11 protein-coding genes and 1 riboswitch are annotated in these 19,720 nt (G+C 60.0%); of the genes, 5 read left to right on the forward strand and 6 right to left on the reverse strand.

Annotated features, from left to right (window positions below):
- Window positions 1-335 precede the first annotated feature (335 nt).
- Window positions 336-1,409 carry an ABC transporter substrate-binding protein gene (locus tag HU754_RS13085; RefSeq protein ID WP_186624540.1) on the forward strand — a complete coding sequence of 358 codons (1,074 nt, stop codon included), beginning with the start codon at window positions 336-338 and terminating at the stop codon, window positions 1,407-1,409.
- Window positions 1,410-1,414: 5 nt separating this feature from the next.
- Here the strand turns inward: HU754_RS13085 and HU754_RS13090 are convergent, their stop codons facing one another.
- Window positions 1,415-1,633 carry a DUF2970 domain-containing protein gene (locus HU754_RS13090; RefSeq protein ID WP_016983294.1) on the reverse strand — a complete coding sequence of 73 codons (219 nt, stop codon included), beginning with the start codon at window positions 1,631-1,633 and terminating at the stop codon, window positions 1,415-1,417.
- 168 nt (window positions 1,634-1,801) lie between these two features.
- On the opposite strand from HU754_RS13090, the gene HU754_RS13095 reads away from it, so the two are divergent.
- Window positions 1,802-9,022, forward strand: a complete 7,221-nt coding sequence (locus HU754_RS13095) for a dermonecrotic toxin domain-containing protein (RefSeq protein ID WP_186624541.1) — start codon at window positions 1,802-1,804, stop codon at window positions 9,020-9,022.
- Between the two features lie 46 nt (window positions 9,023-9,068).
- On the opposite strand, the gene metH is transcribed toward HU754_RS13095, so the two are convergent.
- Window positions 9,069-12,779: a methionine synthase gene (gene metH, locus HU754_RS13100; protein WP_186624542.1), complete on the reverse strand. Its 3,711-nt coding sequence runs from the start codon at window positions 12,777-12,779 to the stop codon at window positions 9,069-9,071.
- A 155-nt stretch (window positions 12,780-12,934) separates the two neighbouring features.
- Between metH and HU754_RS13105 the strand changes: the two genes are divergently transcribed.
- From HU754_RS13105 to nfuA, 3 genes are all read left to right on the forward strand, one after another.
- Window positions 12,935-15,217, forward strand: coding sequence for a fatty acid cis/trans isomerase (locus HU754_RS13105; RefSeq protein ID WP_186624543.1), 2,283 nt, complete (start codon window positions 12,935-12,937; stop codon window positions 15,215-15,217).
- 184 nt (window positions 15,218-15,401) lie between these two features.
- Window positions 15,402-16,424: an acyltransferase family protein gene (locus tag HU754_RS13110; RefSeq protein ID WP_186624544.1), complete on the forward strand. Its 1,023-nt coding sequence runs from the start codon at window positions 15,402-15,404 to the stop codon at window positions 16,422-16,424.
- A gap of 57 nt (window positions 16,425-16,481) precedes the next feature.
- Entirely contained in the window at window positions 16,482-17,066 is a 585-nt protein-coding gene (nfuA, locus tag HU754_RS13115) for a Fe-S biogenesis protein NfuA (protein WP_007912592.1), read from the forward strand.
- Window positions 17,067-17,210: 144 nt separating this feature from the next.
- Here nfuA and cobM read toward each other — a convergent pair whose 3' ends face one another.
- The 4 genes from cobM to HU754_RS13135 all read right to left on the reverse strand — a co-directional run bounded on the left by cobM (window position 17,211) and on the right by HU754_RS13135 (window position 19,356).
- Complete coding sequence (cobM, locus tag HU754_RS13120) at window positions 17,211-17,957, reverse strand: precorrin-4 C(11)-methyltransferase (RefSeq protein WP_093430883.1); 747 nt, start codon at window positions 17,955-17,957, stop codon at window positions 17,211-17,213.
- An 81-nt stretch (window positions 17,958-18,038) separates the two neighbouring features.
- Window positions 18,039-18,452 (reverse strand): cobalamin biosynthesis protein, encoded by a 414-nt coding sequence (locus HU754_RS13125; protein ID WP_003225490.1) that lies wholly within the window; start codon window positions 18,450-18,452, stop codon window positions 18,039-18,041.
- On the reverse strand, window positions 18,449-19,147 hold the full coding sequence (locus HU754_RS13130; protein WP_186624545.1) for a CbtA family protein: 699 nt from the start codon (window positions 19,145-19,147) through the stop codon (window positions 18,449-18,451). Before HU754_RS13130 ends, HU754_RS13125 begins: the two co-directional genes overlap by 4 nt.
- Before the next feature lie 11 nt (window positions 19,148-19,158).
- Window positions 19,159-19,356 carry a CbtB domain-containing protein gene (locus HU754_RS13135; RefSeq protein WP_093430890.1) on the reverse strand — a complete coding sequence of 66 codons (198 nt, stop codon included), beginning with the start codon at window positions 19,354-19,356 and terminating at the stop codon, window positions 19,159-19,161.
- Between the two features lie 123 nt (window positions 19,357-19,479).
- Window positions 19,480-19,701, reverse strand: a riboswitch (cobalamin riboswitch).
- Between the last annotated feature and the right edge of the window lie 19 nt (window positions 19,702-19,720).

Consider the following 19,720-nt stretch of genomic DNA (forward strand, 5'->3'; position numbering starts at 1 on the left):
GAATAGCTGTCAACTAACCCACATTTGTCGTGCGGACAATCATCGTCTTAACTGTGGTCGAGTCTTTCTGCAATCACCGATAAAACCGACAAGAGGCGATGCAATGAGCAATCCGACCAAGGCAAGAAAAAGCGACAGCAGTGTCGATGCGTGGGCCATTTTGTTCCTGATCATTCTCGTAGTAGGGACAGCGGTATTCTGGGTCAGTCATCAGTAAACGACCCATCCGGGCCCGCTTCCGACAGATTGTCGGACAAAAAACGGGATCAGGCATCAATAGCCGGTGGAACGAGGGCTATAATGCGCGGCCATTTTTCCTTGGGCCTGGATGCTTCATGTTCAAGTTTGTCCACATCAGTCTTCTGTTGTTCGGCGCGCTGTTTCAGACCAGCGCGCGGGCAGAGTCTGTGCTGTTTTTGAATCCGGGCTCGACGCAGGAAGCGTTCTGGGTCAGCTATTCGCAGTTCATGCAGGCGGCCGCCCATGATCTGGGCATCGATCTGCAGATTCTCTATTCCCAACGTCAGCCCGAACTGACCCTGGCTCAGGCGCGCATCGCGTTGCAGGGGCCGAATCGTCCCGAGTACCTGGTGTTCGTCAACGAACAATACGTCGCCCCGCAAATTCTGCGCCTGGCCGAGAACAGCGGCGTGAAGCTGTTTATGGTCAACGCGGCGCTGACACCTGACCAACAAGCGCTGGTCGGTGAGCGGAACGACCGCATCGGCAGCCTGGTGCCGAACGACGAGGAGGGCGGTTACCTGATGATGAAGGAACTGATCCGCTTGCACCCACCGACGCCCGCTGCTGAGCCGATTGAAGTGTTGGCGTTCTCCGGGTTGAAGGTCACCCCCTCGGCACAATTGCGCGAGCGCGGCATGCAGCGGGCGTTGGCCGAACACCCACAGATGCGTCTGCGGCAATTGGTCTACAGCGGCTGGACCCAAGAGCGCGCCTATGAGCAGGCCAAACAGCTGTTTGCCCGCTACCCGAAGGTGTCGCTGGTGTGGTCGACCAATGATGAAATGGCCTTCGGCGCGATGCGCGCTTACGCCGAGACCGGCAAAGTCCCCGGCAAAGATGCCTTGTTCAGTGCGGTCAATACCTCACCGGCGGCCTTGCAGGCGTTGGTTGACGGGCGTTTGAGCGCGCTGGTCGGCGGGCATTTCACCCTGGGCGGCTGGGCGTTGGTCGAGTTGCATGATGTTGAGCAAGGCGTCGATTTGAATCACTACGGCGGCCGTGACCGGCAGATTCCCTTGTTGCAATTGATCGACAAAGCGCACGCCCGGCAAATGCTGGCCATGGGCACGTCGCCTGACTACGGCGTGAATTTCCGCAAGCTCTCGGCCAAAGGGCAACCGGCGTCGTATCGCTACCCGTTCACCTTGCAGACCCTGATGCGCTGACCGCGTCAGACCCCGGCGAAATGCAGCACCAGTTTGACGATGGCAAACAGCGTCAGCGCAAACACCGCCGTGAACAGAATGCCCAGCATCACGAAATGGCTGGGTTTGCCATGGGTGAAGTCCCTTGCCCGGTTCTTGCCGCTCTGCACCCCGAACGCCGCCGCCATCACGCTGTGCAGCATCTGCCAGAAGGTCGGCGGTTTGTTGTCGACTGGATCGTCCATAAATCCCTCTTCGAAAGTCGTGCCTTACAAGCATAGTCAACATACGCGCATGCGCCTGAGGTGGCCGCCCAGACATATCGTTACAACTGCGTCATGGGGCGATAACTATGTACCGCAGAGGCGTTCGCCCGGGATGGTCTGCTGACGCTCCATTTACAGGAGCGATGTATGTCCCCCGATTCCAGCCCCCAGCAGGTCAACGACAAACCAGCCAAACCTGTGGTCACGGGCAGTCTCCACGCTGCGTATCTCGAAGGCGCGGTTCCGCAATGGCTGGTCGACGCTGCTGCGCAAAGGAAGGATGAGATCAGACAGGCCAGGCCAGTGATACCGGCCTGGTACAGACAAGCGTCGTCGCAGCAACGCCAGGTGCTGGACAGCAGTTTCAGGAACAGTGTCCTGGCCCAGTCTGCACTGGACAAAACAATGTCTCCGCTCAAGGACATCGACGCGTTTGCCCGCCCGCTACTGACGCAAGCGCTGCAAGAACGCTGCAAGGTCACTGTCGATGTCGACAAGACGTTCCTCAGCCTCCGGCGTTCTTTGACCATGGGTATTTTCAGTGTGGAAATCGGCTCGTTCGAAGTCTTGAACCTGACGATGCTTCAGGCTGCACTGCATAATTTCGAAATCCGCGAATGCCTGCCCGGTGCCTTTCACGACAGTTCGGGTTTTGAGGAAGAAACCACCACGGCCGGTACTTTTGCGCCCGTAACGGTCAACCTGACCGTCATGGAGTTTCTGCGTTTGTGCCGTCATCTGGATCTTGGCGCGAAGTACCAGGCGTATCTCAAGGCGTTTTTCCACACTGCCGACCCAGACCTGGCAAAGACATTGCGCACGCAGTTCATTGCCAGCCAGAAAGCCGCCATGCGGGCGGCGGCCGAGCAAGCGTTGCTGACCAAGGATATTCGGCCTGAGGAACACGCGATGATCGTCTCGGTCATCGACGGTGAAAAACATCCTGAGGTGAGCGGCAGGCAGGTCTGGTTTCATGATTTGAGTCTGATGCGGCACAGACTGACCGGCTGCGTCGCTTTTGCTATTGGCCAGAGGCGTCGCGCCCCTGAAGCAGTCATTGTCTACGTGCCCAATGATCCCGAGCATCCGCTGAAGCGCTACACCGGGACGCAAATGGAGGAGACGTTCAAGCGCCGATTGACCGCCCGGGATACACAAGCGGAGCAGAGTGCCGGGCCGACGCCGTACCAGCAATTCATCAGCCAGTTCCTGGATTATGACCAGCGCCCTTACTATTTCAGTCAGTTCGTGCGCGAGTCAGCCGATTCGCCGCCGAATATCATTTCGTCGCCCTGGCGCAGAGTTCCGGCGGCATTCGGTATGTTGTCGGCTTTTGTCGATTTCAAGGAGTTGCCACCTGAGTATCCGCCAATGGAACCAGAGCCTGACCCTTATATTGCCGTCTCGATCATGGCGCACAATGAGCGCGATCCATGGGCTGAAAACAGCGACCTCTGGGCCAGGCTCTATACGCAGCATTGCGAAAAAGTGCTGGCCGATGCCCGTAGTCATGCGGTGCCGTCGAGTGACATCGACGCCAAGGTGCGCGATGCAAAACTTGCGGCCCTGCTGCAAGTCGGGCTGCTGGTGCTCAACCTGGTGTCCATGTTCGTGCCGGTACTCGGCGAGGTCATGCTGGCGATCATGGCGGGGCAACTGCTGTACGAAACCTTCGAGGGCGCGCTCGAATGGAGTGAGGGCGACAAGCACGCAGCCAAGGCGCATTTGATCGATGTCGCGGAAAACCTCGCACTCCTCGGTGTAATGAGCGCCGCCGGGGCAGGTCTTCGCAAGCTCGGCGCGGTCAAGCCGGAACCGGTGATCGAGGACTTGCACCCGGTGACCTTGCCCAACGGCGAAACACGCCTGTGGAACCCAGACCTCAGCGGCTACCAGCAAGACATCAGCTTGAGTGACGCGACCGGGCCGGATCAGTCGGGCCGGTATCAACTCGACGGCAAGACTTACCTGCGTCAGGGCGAAAAGGTCTACGAGCTGATTGTCGATCCGAGCACAGCGCAGTGGCGGATCAAACATCCCGCTGAGCCCAACGCTTACCAGCCAGTGCTGCAACACAATGGCCAGGGTGCCTGGCGCCATACGCTGGAACAACCGATGAGCTGGAATCGCCTGACGCTGTTGCGGCGCATGGGGCATGTGACCGATGGGCTCTCTGATGAAATGTTGCTGACGCTGGCCGATGTCAGCGGCGTCAGCGAAAACAGCTTACGCAAGATGCACCTGGATCACGCGTCCGCGCCGCCCGAGTTGCGCGACGCCCTGCGCTTGTTCAAAGCTGATGCACAAGCCGTGCAAATGATCGAGCAATTGCGCGGCGCGACACCGATTGATGACCGTTATTTGCTGGCTTTGCCGCTGGTCACGCAAATGCCGCGCTGGCCCTACGATCGGGTATTGGAGGTCTTCGCCGGCCCCGAGCTGTCAGGGCCGTCGATTCGCTATGGCAGCGAAAAAGCCGTGCCCGGAGTCAGCATCAAGCCAGCGATCCAGCTCACGCGCACACAGGTGCTGAATGGGCAAATGCCCGAACGGATTCTTGCGGGACTGGAAGAGAACGAGATCAACTATTTGCTTGGCAGGGAAACCGCGCAATTTCGTGTAGCGCGGCCCGAGGCGTTCGGCCAGCAGCTGACGGAGCATGTTTATACGCGCCAGGCTTCAATTGTTGAGAGTCTGTACCGCAGCAGTGAGCCGGACAGTGTTCGCCTGCGTATCCTGCGGCGCGAAACGCCTGGTCTGAGCGAGGCCGCCGCGCAGGATGTGCTCGATCACGCCACACCGGCGGAACGGGTGCGTCTGGACACAACCAGGCGGGCACCGCTGAACATGCTTGAAGAAGCGCGCTGGCATGCCGGTCGCGGCCGCCAGACGCGCGCATTTGCCGGTTTGCACAGCGAAAACCTTGCGTCGGCGGATAGCCGCCGCCTCGCCTTACATGCGATGTCAAAGTTACCGGGCTGGCCGCAGTCGTTACGTCTGGAAATTCGCGCGGGCAGTCCGACTGGCGCGTTGCTCGACAGCCTCGGTGAAAACACCGCGGCCAACCGAAAGTATCTAATCAAAGACGGGCTGTTTTACCAGGCCTTCGACGATCGAGGGCAACCGCTCAACAGCACGCCCAGACCGGCTGACAGCTTTTACCGCGCAATCATGCGCGTGCTGCCCGATGACAATGCCGCCGCGATGGGATTGAGCGATGGCAGCCGAAGTCATGCGTTGCAGCGCAAGGTTATCGAGTCTGCGTTCAAGCACCGTGAGGGCGTTGCGCAATTACTGGCGCCACAGGCCAAGCGGTTCAAAGCACCGAGCCGAATCGGCGCCACGCTGAAGGGCTATTACGCGAGCGGGCGTGGCTCCGGCCTGCTTCCCTCGCTTTGGGTGCGGGTGATGGAGCTCTATCCGGGCCCGCAACAGGCGGAGGCATTCCTCCAGCAGCAACGTGGCCGGACCGACCAGCAAATCTTCTCGGTGTTGCAGATGCGCCAACGTGAGTGGGAAGGGCTCAACGCTGCGCTTGACCAGTGGCAGGCCGGTCCGTCCGGCAGCGAGGCTGCACAGGGCAGGGCGCGGTTTGCCCAGGCCGTGCGCGACGCATGGCGCAATGCGCCGCTCGCCGCGCAGGTTCCGGACGCGGCACGCTTGGCGCTGGTGTGTGATGCGCCGTTGCCAGAGCTGAACACTTCTTTTGCACACATACGTGAGCTGTCGGTGGCTGGCAGCGGCTTGACGGACGCCAATGCGGATGCCTTTCTGGCGCAATTCCCCGAGGTGACCCATCTGTCGATAGGCAACCTTGAGCGTGGTCTGGAATATCTATCGTCCAGAACCCGGCCGCTCACTTCAGTGCCGTCGGCGGTCGCCCGGTTGCCCCGGCTTGTCAGTCTGCGCTTTTCCACCCATGCGCCAGCACTGGCAGCGGACTTTCCGGCAACGCTGGGTACGCTTACGTCGCTGGAAACGCTGCATCTCGACTATGCCGGCTTCGACGCCAGAAGCCTGCATGCGCTGGATCTGAGCCCTTTGCGGCACTTGCGCTCCTTGCGCATCGACGCGCCCCATGCGTTATGGCAATGGCCGGCGTACGTCGAGCGGCTCGCGCAACTGGAACGTCTGGATCTGACGCACAGCGCAATACGCACGCTGCCCGAATCGCTGTATAGCGGACAAGAGCGGCTCTGGGCCGGACTGTCGCTGGACTGGGCGGCGCTGGCTCCGGCGCAGTTCATGCGTGCTTACGAATATGTCCGCAACTACTCCGGTGAGCTCGGCCATCTGGTCGATCTGAATCAGATGGTCAGCCAGTATTGCCGGGCGGAGCTGGACTTCATGGCGACCTTGCCCGATCTGCTCGATCCCTTACCGGCAAGCTTCGATGCCGCATGGACAACGCCCGAGGCGAGAATGACGGCGATTACCCGACTCAGGGCTGAACACGACGCAATCTTTGCCCAATTTCATATGCCGGCGCATCCGCAGGCGATGCGCTCTGCAGGGCTTCGCTGGCAATGGGCAACGGGGCGCAACGCGGGGATTTTACGCGCCCTCAAGCAAAGCTGGAATGCCGCCATCCGCCAACGTTATGGCGTGCCTGGTGACATTGCTACGTTCGAATTGCCTGTATCGAGAGTGGGGCTGATTGAACAGGCAGGCATGGAGCAGATCATCGAATTGCCAGCATTGCCCGCCGGCAGCTTTGCCCATGTCCGCACGCTGCGCCTGGGGCAACTGGACGTTCCCGTCGAACAGGCGCGCGCCTTTATCCGGGGGTTCAGTGCAACCGAAACGCTGGTCATGACGGGGAACAACTTCACCGAGTTGCCGTTCGCTGCCGCTGATCTGCCAGCGTTGAGACAACTCGATGTATCGGCCAACAGCATCGTGATCACCCCGGCGGTGCAGGCACAATTCAATGGCTTGCAACGACTCGGCAGCCTGAACCTGCAAGCAAACCCGCTGGGCCAACTGGATGTAAGCGCCTTCCGCCACCTTCAGGCGCTGAACCTCAGGGCGACGCGGTTGCAAGCCTGGCCTGCCGGTGCCGAGCGTCTCGAGCGGTTGTACTGGCTCGACTTGCGTGACAACGCGATCGCAGCGCTCCCGCCACAAGCCTTGGCCGATCCGCACGCGCTGATGAAAGTCAATCTGAGCGGCAATGCTTTCAGTCCTGCCGGTGAGGTTGCTCTGAACGCCGCGTTGCAGCGCATCGAACACAGCTTTGTGTTACCCGAAGGCACACTCGCACGTTTTGCCGAGGAGCCCGTCCCGGACAACATTTTGCCGAGCCAGTCGGGCTGGTCGTTGACGAGCCTGTTATTGGTGCTTCCCGAACAGCGTATCGCATCCCCGGGCGAAGCCGGGAGACTGACCAATCTGCAGCGCCTGCATCCGGGCATGACGCAGGAACGCGCCGTGCAGGTATTGCAGAACCTGCGTGAAACAGGTTTGAGCAGTGGGCAAATAGATGTGCAGATCGCTCAATGGCATCAGGCTTGCGAAGGGCTGACCCGGCAGTTGAATGGCTGGCTGTTTACGCGGGGTGTACCCACGGGCGAGCGCCGAGTATCTGCGCAAAGCCGTTCTCGCGCGGCGGTACGTATCCGCGAAGCATGGCGTGCGGGACTCGGACATAGCCCCGATGCAGAAGGGCTGACACTCGGCCTTGAGGGCTTGCAGATTGGCGACTTGCCAAGCCTGACGGTGCCGCTTGCGAGCGTCACCACGCTGGATCTGAGTGGTGTGGGTATGACCTCCGCCGGCGCATCCGGTTTTCTGGGAGCCTTTGCCAATCTCAGGACATTGAGACTGAGTGGCAATGGGCTGACGGCTGTTCCAGAGCCACTGCTGCGCATGAGTCAGCTGGAACGTCTGGAAATGCAATATTGCGACCTGTCCAGCGCCACCAGCGTCTATCCGTTGCTCGGTAGTATCCGGTTGCGCTGGCTCGACCTCAGTTATAACGAACTTCAGGTTTTCAACCCGCCTGGATCAGGTGCTGTCGAAACGCTTGATCTGCGCTTCAACCAGCTGATTGATTGGCCCGGTGGAGCACTCGAGGCGCCAAACCTGCGGACGTTGAACCTCAGTGGCAACGACATTACCGAGATTCCCGATGAACTCTTCGACGGTAGTCACGCGCAACTGATCGCGGGCACGGACTTGTCGGAGAACACTGAACTGTCACTTCACGCGTTACAGCGACTCAGATTCCAAAGCCGCGTCAACCACGCTCCAGAGATACTGGGCATTGCGCGTGAGGACATTGACGGCATGATTGACGCGCACGTCTTCGGCATCGACGAAAGTGGTTTTTCAGAGTCGGGCAGTGACAGCAACGGTTCTGCTGAGGGGGCTGTCGGCGTTGATATATATGCCGTGGTGGCGCCCGTCGAACCCGTCTCTAATCCGGCTCTGGCTATATCGCCTGAAGCATTGAATCCCTGGCTTGCGGGTGCTCCGCCGGCATTGGCCTCCACGCGAACAACCCTTTGGACGCGGTTGGCGGAAGAGCCGAATCACGAGCGCTTTTTTCAGCTGATCTACCTGTTGCGTTATGCCCAGGACTTCCGCGTTGCGCGCGCCGAACTGACCCATCGGTTGTGGCGTGTCATGGAGGCTGCCGGAGAAAACAGCGAACTGCGCGAATTGATGTTCCACAACGCCGAGACGCACGGTGCGTGTCCGGATGGCCGAATCCTGACGTTCAGCGAGCTGGAGGTTCGCGCTTATGAATACACCGCACTGCGCGATATTCCGCACGACCGCCCGGACCTTCGCGGGCGAGCCTTGCTCGATCTGACTCGGCGGCTGTTTCGACTGGAACGAGTCGACAGGCTGGCAGAAGTCGCCGGACGCCATCAAGACCGGGCGCAAATCCGCCTGCGTTACCGGCTTGGCATGACTCGCGGCTGGCCGGACGGGCTGGAATTGCCGGGTCAGCCAGAACACTCGCTATACGACACGCCGATCAGCGGGCAGCGCTTGATCAATGCTCGGGCTGCGGTATTGGCGGATGAGGCCTCCAGCCTGTTTCTGGACGATCTGATTTCGCGTGACTACTGGAGCCGTTATCTGAAAGATATTTACCCTGACGTTTTCGACGAACTGGAACGCAACGCCACACAACGCCTGGAAGAGGTCGAGGACGCCCATCCGGACAAACACGGCGATGAAGCGTCGCGCGAGCGCTATCTAGAGGCCATGAACCTGCTGGAGATCGAGTTGGCGCTGGCACGCGCCGACAGGCTGAAGGAACTGTCCCGAACGGAATTGCAAAAGCTGGCGACGGTGGTTATCGATGCACCGCCCGCGCCATCATCACCGCAACCGGGGCCCTCAAGACGCCAATGAATGCCTGAACGGACCTGGGACTGCGCTCCCAGGTCCGTGGCGGGTTTCAGTTGTCGTAGCCGAGGTTCGGCGCCAGCCAGCGCTCGGTCACGCTCAGCTCCTGGCCTTTGCGCGAGGTGTAGCTTTGCACCTGATCCTTGTCGACCTTGCCCACGGCGAAGTACTGCGCTTGCGGGTGGGCGAAGTACCAGCCGCTGACCGCAGCCGCCGGGAACATCGCGTAGTGTTCGGTGAGGAACACACCACTGCGACCGGCGCGCATCTCTTCGGCTTCCGGATCGAGCAAGGCGAACAGCGCCGCTTTCTCGGTGTGATCCGGGCACGCCGGGTAACCCGGAGCAGGGCGGATGCCGCTGTATTGCTCTTTGATCAGCGCGTCGTTATCGAGCACTTCGTCCTTGGCATAACCCCAGTGCTCTTTACGCACTTGCTGGTGCAGCCACTCGGCGCAGGCTTCGGCCAAACGGTCGGCCAGGGCTTTGACCATGATCGAGTTGTAGTCGTCGCCAGCGTCTTGATAAGCCTTGGCCACTTCTTCGGCGCCGATGCCGGCGGTGGTGATGAAACCACCGACGTAGTCGGTCACTTCGCTGTCCTTCGGCGCTACGAAGTCAGCCAGCGAGAAGTTTGGTTTGCCGTCGGTCTTGATGATCTGCTGGCGCAGGTGATGCAGCTTGGCCAATGGCTTGCCGTCATCGCCGTACAGTTCGATGTCGTCGTCATGTACTTGATTGGCCGGCCAGAAGCCGAACACCGCACGGGCGCTGATCAGCTTCTCGTCGATCAGCTTGGCGAGCATCTCCTGCGCGTCCTTGTACAGCGCGGTGGCGGCCTCACCGACCACTTCATCTTCGAGGATGCGCGGGAACTTGCCAGCCAGGTCCCAAGAGATAAAGAACGGCGTCCAGTCGATGTATTCGGCCAAGACCTTGAGGTCGATGTTGTCCAGTACCTTGCTGCCGGTGAAGGTCGGTTTGACCGGCTGATAATTGGCCCAGTCGAACTGTGGCTTCTTGGCGATGGCGGCGGCGTAGCTCAGGCGCTCGGTGCGGGCGCTGCGGTTCGAGGTACGTTCGCGCACATCGATGTATTCCAGACGCGTCTTTTCGACAAAACCAGCCTTCAATTCTTTCGACAGCAACTGCGTCGCCACGCCCACTGCACGGGAGGCGTCGGTCACGTAGACCACGGCATCGTTGCTGTACTTCGGCTCGATCTTCACCGCCGTGTGCGCTTTGGAAGTGGTCGCGCCACCGATCATCAGCGGCAGGTGGAAGTCCTGGCGCTGCATTTCACGGGCAACGTGAACCATTTCGTCCAGCGACGGCGTGATCAGGCCGGAGAGGCCGATGATGTCGCATTTCTGTTCTTTGGCGACCTGCAGAATCTTCTCTGCCGGGACCATCACGCCAAGGTCGACGATGTCATAGCCGTTGCAACCGAGCACCACGCCGACAATGTTTTTGCCGATGTCGTGCACGTCGCCTTTCACTGTTGCCATGAGGATCTTGCCTTTGGCTTCCGGCTTGTCGCCTTTTTCCAGTTCGATGAACGGGATCAAGTGCGCCACCGCCTGCTTCATCACTCGCGCGGATTTCACCACTTGCGGGAGGAACATTTTGCCGGCGCCGAACAGGTCGCCGACGATGTTCATGCCGGACATCAGCGGGCCTTCGATCACTTCGATCGGGCGCGCGAACGACTGACGCGATTCTTCGGTGTCTTCAACGATGTGCGTGGTGATGCCTTTGACCAGCGCATGCTCCAGACGCTTGTTGACCTCCCAGCTACGCCACTCTTCGGTCTCGGCTTCCTTGACGCTGCCGTCGCCCTTGTACTTGTCGGCGATGGCGAGGAGGGCGTCGGTGCCTTCCGGCGTGCGGTTGAGAATCACGTCTTCAACGGCGTCGCGCAGTTCCTGCGGGATCTGGTCGTAGATCTCCAGCTGCCCGGCGTTGACAATGCCCATGGTCAGGCCGGCGCGGATTGCGTACAGCAGGAACACCGAGTGGATCGCCTCACGCACCGGGTTGTTGCCACGGAACGAGAACGACACGTTGGACACGCCGCCCGAGGTCAGCGCATACGGCAGTTCGTCGCGGATGTAGGCGCAGGCGTTGATGAAGTCCACTGCGTAGTTGTTGTGTTCTTCAATACCGGTAGCGACGGCGAAGATGTTCGGGTCGAAGATGATGTCTTCCGGCGGGAAGCCGACTTCGTTGACCAGAATGTCGTAGGAGCGTTTGCAGATTTCTTTCTTGCGCGCTTCGGTGTCGGCCTGGCCGGCTTCGTCGAACGCCATCACCACCACGGCCGCGCCATAGCGCTTGCACAGCTTGGCGTGATGGATGAACTGCTCGACGCCTTCTTTCATGCTGATCGAGTTGACGATGCCCTTGCCCTGAATGCACTTCAGGCCCGCTTCGATCACTTCCCATTTCGACGAGTCGATCATGATCGGCACGCGGGAGATGTCCGGTTCACCGGCAATCAGATTGAGGAAGGTCACCATGGCCTTCTTCGAATCGAGCATGCCTTCGTCCATGTTGATGTCGATCACCTGCGCGCCGGCCTCGACCTGTTGCAGGGCGACTTCGAGGGCTTCGGTGTAGTTGTCTTCACGGATCAGCCGGGCGAACTTGGCCGAGCCGGTGATGTTGGTACGCTCGCCAACGTTCACGAACAGCGAGTTGCGATCGATGGTGAACGGCTCCAGACCCGAGAGGCGGCAGGCCTTCGGAATGTCCGGAATCTGACGCGGCGCGTAACCGGCGACGGCTTTGGCGATGGCTTCGATGTGCCCCGGGGTGGTGCCGCAGCAACCGCCGACGATGTTGAGGAAGCCGCTCTGGGCGAATTCTTCGATGACTTTGGCGGTTTCCGACGGCAGTTCGTCGTACTCGCCAAACTCGTTCGGCAGGCCGGCATTCGGGTGCGCGGAAACGTGGGTGCTGGCCTTGTTCGACAGCTCTTCCAGGTACGGACGCAGCTCACTGGCGCCGAGCGCACAGTTGAGACCGACGGAGATTGGCTTGGCGTGCGCCACGGAGTTCCAGAACGCTTCGGTGGTTTGCCCCGACAGGGTCCGGCCGGAGGCGTCAGTGATCGTGCCGGAAATCATGATCGGCAGTTCGATGTGCAGCTCTTCGAACACGCCTTGCACGGCGAAGATCGCCGCTTTGGCGTTGAGGGTGTCGAAAATGGTTTCGATCAGGATCAGATCCGCGCCGCCTTCGATCAGGCCTTTGGTGGCTTCGGTGTAGTTTTCCACCAGTTCATCAAAGGTGACGTTGCGGTAGCCGGGGTTGTTGACGTCGGGCGACAGCGAGCAGGTGCGGCTGGTCGGGCCGAGCACGCCGGCGACGAAGCGCGGCTTGGCCGGGTTCTCGGCGGTCTTGGCGTCGGCAACCTTGCGCGCCAGACGTGCGCCTTCTACGTTTAGCTCGTACGCCAGTTCTTCCATGCCGTAGTCGGCCATGGAAATGCGCGTGGCGTTGAACGTGTTGGTTTCGAGGATGTCGGCGCCGGCATCCAGATAGGCTTTCTCGATGCCGCCGATCACGTCCGGACGGGTGATGACCAGCAGGTCGTTGTTGCCCTTGACGTCACTCGGCCAGTCGGCGAAGCGTTTGCCGCGATAGTCCTGCTCTTCGAGCTTGTAGCTCTGGATCATCGTGCCCATACCGCCATCGAGTATCAGGATGCGCTCTTTGAGAGCTTGCTTGAGAGCTTGAAGGCGGACGCTGCGATCGGACATTTGGACTACTCGGAAAGACCATTACGAAGGAGCGGGATCATAGCAAACCTGTGCGCTTTTAGAGCATGTTGGACTTTTGCATGAATATCGCTCATGTTGGTACGAGCGTCATACTGTAGAATCGCGGCGTTTTTTTCAGGATCGGGATCAAGGGCATGTCGTACCGCGTCATCAGCATTTTTTTGCTGTTTTTAAGCTGGGGCGCCGTTGCGCAGGAACCCACGATCTCATATAGCCGTGATATCCAACCGATCTTCACCGAGAAGTGCGTGGCCTGCCATGCGTGTTACGACTCGGCCTGCCAGTTGAATCTGGGCAGCGGTGAGGGCGCGGCCCGTGGTGCGAGCAAAATGCCGGTCTACGATGGCGAGCGCACACAAGCGGCACCCACCACCCGACTGTTTTACGATGCCTTTGGTAAACGTGCCTGGCAGCAAAAAGACTTCTATTCGGTGCTTGATGCCCAAGGCAGCCAGGCTGCGCTGATGGCGCGCATGCTCGAACTTGGACACAAGACGCCACTGACGCCGAATGCCAAGCTCCCGGAAGACATCGTGCTGGGTCTGAACCGCGAAAACCTGTGCGCGATGCCCGCCGAGTTCGAAGGCTATGCCGGCGCGCATCCGAAAGAAGGCATGCCGCTGGCAGTCACCGGGCTGACCGATCAGCAATATCAGACGCTGCAACGCTGGCTGGCCTCGGGTGCGCCGATTGACGAACAAGGCCTGGCGCCAAGCACCAAAGAGGCGCTGCAGATCGTCCAGTGGGAAAACCTGCTCAACACTCCCGGCGCACGGCAAAGTCTGGTCGGTCGCTGGTTGTACGAGCATTGGTACCTTGCGCATATCTATTTCAAGGACGGCGAGCCGGGCCATTATTTCCAGTGGGTACGTTCGCGCACGCCGACCGGGCAGCCGATCGACCTGATCGCCACCCGTCGCCCCAACGATGATCCGGGCACTCAGGTGTATTACCGCTTGTGGCCGGTGCAAGGGGTGATCGTGCACAAGACCCACATCACCTATCCGTTGAGCGCGGCGAAAATGGCGCGGGTCAAAAGTCTGTTCTATAGCGGTAACTGGCAGGTTAATGCCTTGCCGGGCTACGGCCCGCAGAGCCGCGCCAACCCGTTCGCCACATTTGAAGCGATTCCGGCGCAGGCGCGTTATCAGTTCATGCTCGACAACGCCGAATACTTCGTCCGCACGTTTATTCGCGGCCCGGTGTGCCGTGGGCAGATCGCCACCGACGTGATCCGTGACAACTTCTGGGCGCTGTTCCAGGCGCCGGAACATGACCTCTATATCACTGACCCGAACTATCGCGGCCAGGCCACGCCGTTGCTGGCCATGCCCGGACAGAACGATGACGTCGGCAGCGTACTTAGCCTGTGGCGCAACTACCGTGACAAACGAAACGAATACGAAGCCTTGCGCCGTGACAGCTACGCTGATTTGCCGGCGCCCAGCTGGTCGACCCTGTGGGCCGGCAACGATAACGCGCTGTTGAGCATTTTCCGCCACTTCGACAGCGCCTCGGTGACCAAAGGCCTGATCGGCGAGGTGCCGCAGACAATGTGGCTGTTCGACTATCCGCTGCTCGAACGCACCTATTACCAATTGGCCGTCAACTTCGATGTGTTCGGCAACGTCTCCCATCAGGCGCAAACCCGTCTGTATTTCGATTTGATCCGCAATGGCGCCGAGCAAAACTTCCTGCGCCTGATGCCGGCCGACTCCCGAGAGGATTACCTCGACGATTGGTATCAGAACAGCGGCCAGTTCAAGATGTGGCTCGATTACGAAGCGATCGACGACGACAAGCCGACGGCACTCAAACTTGATGACAAAGACCCGAAATACGACTTCGCCATGCAGTTGCTGGCGCGTTACGGTGATCTCAATGCGCACCCGGATCCAATCAACCGCTGCGATGGGGCTTACTGCTCGCGGCCGAATATTGACCCGGCCCTGCAAAATGCCGAGCAGGCGCTGAGCCGCCTGACCTCGCGTCCGGCGGCCGGTTTGAAGGTCATCGACCAACTGCCGGAAGCCACCATGCTGCGCATTGCAACCGCCAACGGCAAACGCGAGGTCTACAGCCTGTTGCGCAACCGCGCGCACAGCAACGTGGCGTTCCTGCTTGGTGAGTCGCTGCGCTATCAGCCCGGGCTGGACACGATCACCATTTACCCGGGCGTGCTCAGCAGCTATCCGAACTTCATCTTTAATGTCCCGGCCGATCAGGTGCCCGAGTTTGTTGATGCAATGGAAAATGCCAAGGACGCCAATCGTTTCGAGAAAATCGTCGAACGCTGGGGTATTCGGCGCAGTCACCCGCAATTCTGGTTCTATTTCCACGATCTGAGCCAATACCTGCACGAAACCGACCCGGTGGAAGAGGGCGTGCTGGACATGAACCGCTACGAGAATCTTTGATCGTTTCAGATTGGCCTGCTGTCCCAACTTGAAGCACCACAACCAAACCCTTGTAGGAGTGAGCCTGCTCGCGATGGCGGCGGTACATTCAACATCTCTAGTGTCTGATTTTCCGCTATCGCGAGCAGGCTCACTCCTACAAGGGATCTGAGGTGGATTCAGGAATTGTGATCGGGAGCAGGTGATGTTGATTTCAGTGCAAGCCCTGCGTGCGCTGGCCGCGTGGACGGTGGTGTGCCACCACTTCATGCAGATTTTTTTCGACTTCAAGGCGCGCGGGCCGGTCGGCCAGTTCTTTATCGACAAAGGCGCGGTGGGCGTCGATATTTTCTTCGTCATCAGCGGGTTGGTGATTTTCCTCTCGACCGAAAACAAACCGCTGCCGCCCGCGCGTTTCCTGCTGTACCGGCTGTTTCGCATCGTCCCGGCGTACTGGCTGTACACGCTGCTGATGGCGCTGCTGGTGGTGTTCGCCCAACCTTTGCTGCCGGATCAGACGGTGGACTGGGGCCATCTGCTGCTGTCGTTGCTGTTCATTCCTACCGAGAATCCTGGGGGCTACGGTATCTATCCGACGTTGAATGTCGGCTGGACACTGAATTACGAAATGCTTTTCTACGTGCTGTTTGCCTGGGCGCTGCTGTTTCGTTTGCAGGTGCGCCTGCTGGTGGTTGCCGCGCTGCTCTTTGCCGTGTGTCAGGCCTGGACCGGGTTTGGCTGGGTCAGCGCGTTTTATCGGTCGGACATCGTCTATGAGTTTCTGCTGGGGATCGGCATTGGCATGCTCTATCGGCGGGGCTGGATCGACGCCGGCCTGGGGCTGCCGCTACTGGCGATCGGCGCGGCACTGCTGGCGATTTATCATTTGGCACCGGCGCCAAGGCTGCCGAACTGGGGCGTGCCGAGTGCAGTGCTGGTCATGGCGTGTATCTCACTTGAGCGTTATGTCGAGCGCAGCCGAATGCTCAAACTGCTTGGCGATTGCTCGTATTCGGTTTACCTGATGCACGTGCTGGTGCTGTCGGCGGGGGGATTTATCGCGCAACGCTACGCAATCAACCCGTATTTGATGTTTGCCCTGTGCGCGCTGGCGATTGGCGTTGGCTCGTGGTTGAGCTACGAATGGGTGGAAAAGCGCAGCTACCATTGGCTCAAGGCGCGGGTTGACATGGAGCCGGACGAGAATCTTTCCCGACAAAAATACTAGGACTTTGTCCGGCGCAATGATTGGCGTAAACTGCGCCCAAGCCTGCGAGGAGTTTCCATGACCGCTATTACCATTACCGACGCCGCCCACGATTACCTGGCTGATCTGCTCTCCAAGCAGAACACCCCGGGCATCGGCATCCGCGTCTTCATCACCCAGCCTGGCACCCAGTACGCTGAAACCTGCATTGCCTACTGCAAGCCGGGCGAAGAAAAACCTGAAGACACCGCGCTGGGGCTGAAAAGCTTCACCGCGTATATCGATCACTTCAGCGAAGCGTTTCTCGATGACGCCGTTGTCGACTACGCCACCGACCGCATGGGCGGCCAGCTGACCATCAAGGCGCCGAACGCCAAAGTACCGATGGTCAACGCCGACAGCCCGGTCAACGAGCGCATCAACTATTACCTGCAAACCGAAATCAACCCGGGGCTGGCCAGCCACGGCGGTCAGGTCAGCCTGATCGATGTGGTTGAAGACGGCATCGCCGTTTTGCAGTTCGGTGGCGGTTGCCAGGGCTGCGGCCAGGCGGACGTGACCTTGAAGGAAGGCATCGAGCGCACCTTGCTCGAGCGTATTCCTGAGCTGAAGGGCGTTCGCGACGTGACCGACCACACGCAGAAAGAAAACGCCTACTACTAAGGTGTTCGCTGCGGACATGAAAAACGGCGCCCCGTGAGCGCCGTTTTTTTATGCGTGACATGTACCGACGCCTTCGCGAGCAAGCTCGCTCCCACATTTGATCGCATTCCAAATGTGGGAGCGAGCTTGCTCGCGAAGGCGGCTTCATGGGCGATAGAGATGCGCATGCCCAGCGCGATACAACGATGACTCGCTGAACACCTCGCTGCCCAACACCCGGCCGACCAGGATCAACGCCGTACGCCGAAACCCTTTGGCCTCAACCTTTTCGGCAATATCCGCCAGCGTCCCCACCACCCAATCCTGATCAGGCCACGTCGCCCGGTGAATCACCGCAATCGGGCAATCCGCGCCGTAATGCGGCAGCAGTTCCACCAGAATCTTCGGCAAATGGTTAACGCCCAGATGAATCGCCATGGTCGCGCCATGCTGCGCCAGACTGCCAAGCTCTTCGCCTGCCGGCATCGCGGTTTTGTCGGCGTAGCGGGTCAGAATCACGCTTTGCGACACGTCCGGCAGCGTTAATTCCGCGCCAAGCAACGCCGCACAGGCTGCGGTGGCCGTCACGCCGGGAATGATCTCGAACGGAATATCCAGCTCACGCAGATAACGGATCTGCTCGCCAATCGCGCCATACAGACTCGGATCGCCGGAATGCACCCGCGCCACATCCTGACCCTTGGCATGCGCGGTCTTGATCAATTCGATGATCTGTTCCAGATGCAGTTCGGCGCTGTTCACCACCGTTTCGGCTTGATGGCCGTCGAGTACCGCCGCCGGCACTAGCGAACCTGCGTAGATAATCACCGGGCAACTGCGAATCAGCCGCTGGCCTTTGACAGTGATCAATTCCGGGTCGCCGGGGCCGGCGCCGATGAAGTAGACGGTCATCGTTGAATCCTGAGTAAAAGAGGGCACGACTGCGTTGCAGATGAACAACGCTCATGATCAATGGCGGGGATTATCGGGATTTTACGCCGCGCCGGCCAATGCCAGCGTGGCCTGAGCGTATTTTTGCCGGGAGATCAGCAGTTTTGCCGGCGCTTGAATCAGCTGTTCAGCGAGCGCAAGCGCGGCACTTTCGGCGACGCCGTAGCAACCGGTGCGTTCGTAAGCAATCTGTGAATGGTGACTGAGCCGCTGTTGGTAGCTGGCCAGTTCGTCACTGCTGAAGTACAGCAGGGGCAGAGCCAGTTGTGCAGCAAGTTCTTGCAGGCCCGGCTCGTCGCGCTTCAAGTCGATACTGGCCAACGCTTTCACCGCCTCAAGCTCAATGCGATGCGCCTGTAACGCTTGATCGAGTAACGCGCGCAGCGTGCTGGCCGGGCAGCCGCGCTGGCAGCCCAGGCCGACCACGAAGGTCGGCGCTGCGCGGTCATCGGTCATGCGTGGTATTGACCAGCGCTTTTGCGGCGGAACAACCAGGCGCTGATCAGGCCCAGGGCCAGCCAGAACGCCACGTTGGTCAACTGCGAAGCGATTTTGAACTGAGCTTCGAGTGCTTCGGGGGCGAGCATCGAATGCACTTCCGGTTGCGGTGCGCCGATCACGTGGGGCACAGCGAGGATGGCCACACCGAGGACCTTCATCAGCCAGTGACGGCTGAACGCGATCAGCGACAGACCTACAGCCGTCGAAGCGGCCGTGCCGATCCACCACGTCTGCCGCGAAGCCAGATCGGCCGCAGCGGTGCCCGGCAGTTCTGGTGGCAGGCCCAAGGTCGGAGCAAGCACGAACGTCGCGTAACCGGCCAAGCCCCAGAGCAGACCCTGCGAAGTTTTGGTCGGCGCGCGCAGGGTGTAGAGGCCGGCGAGCATCAGAGCGAATCCGACGGCTACGACCAGATTACCGCCAGTGGTCGAGACTACGCGCTGCCAGCCGTCTTCCGGCTCCCAGGCCTCGGCATCATGGGTGTGCGCAGCCGCGCCAGCGGCATGTTCGTGAACCGCCACCGGCTCGGACTTCTCGAAGGTTTCCGCCTGCAGAATCAGCGGCGAAACCCAGAAGCTTTGCAGCAGAGTGAGGAGCAGGGCGGCCAGCAGACCAGAGAAACCTGCAGTTTGCGCGATACGCTTGATCATGTCGGCAGGTCTCAATGGCACGGGAACGCGGCGCTGTGGCGGGTATCGTGGGCGGCGTTGTGTACCGCTTCGATGTGCGAGAAACCGGCAAAGTAAACCAGACTGGCGCCGAGGATCGACGCAAAGATTGCGGCGGTCAGGCGTTGGCTCAGGGTGGTGGTGCTGGCGATTTTGTCCGTGTTGCTGCCGGTGCTGCTGATGATCGACATGGCGCTTCCCTCTGGAGTGTCAGCGGGTGAATAGAGCGCATGAAAACCCCTGCGGGTCGGGCTCGCAGAGGTTCGAACAGCGCCCGCCCACCGCGGGTTTGTTATGTGCAGCACCGCACAAATGCGGGCTGTGTGTTGCGGGCCGGTCTCCGGGCTCACGAGGGGCTGGCGTCAGGCCGACCTGCAAGCGTCACCTTCCCATACCGTATTGGCACAGTGGTTTTGACGCTTCGCTCGCTTACCGTTGCGGGGGCAGCACCGGACTGACATGGGCTTGAGTAAAGCACATGATTCACCGGTTTCCCGTTTCACCCTGTGAAGGGCACCCGTAACAAGTTGTGTAGGAGAGCATGGGCGGGGGATT

Source organism: Pseudomonas zeae, from assembly GCF_014268485.2.
GTDB classification, from domain to species: Bacteria; Pseudomonadota; Gammaproteobacteria; order Pseudomonadales; family Pseudomonadaceae; genus Aquipseudomonas; species Aquipseudomonas neuropathica.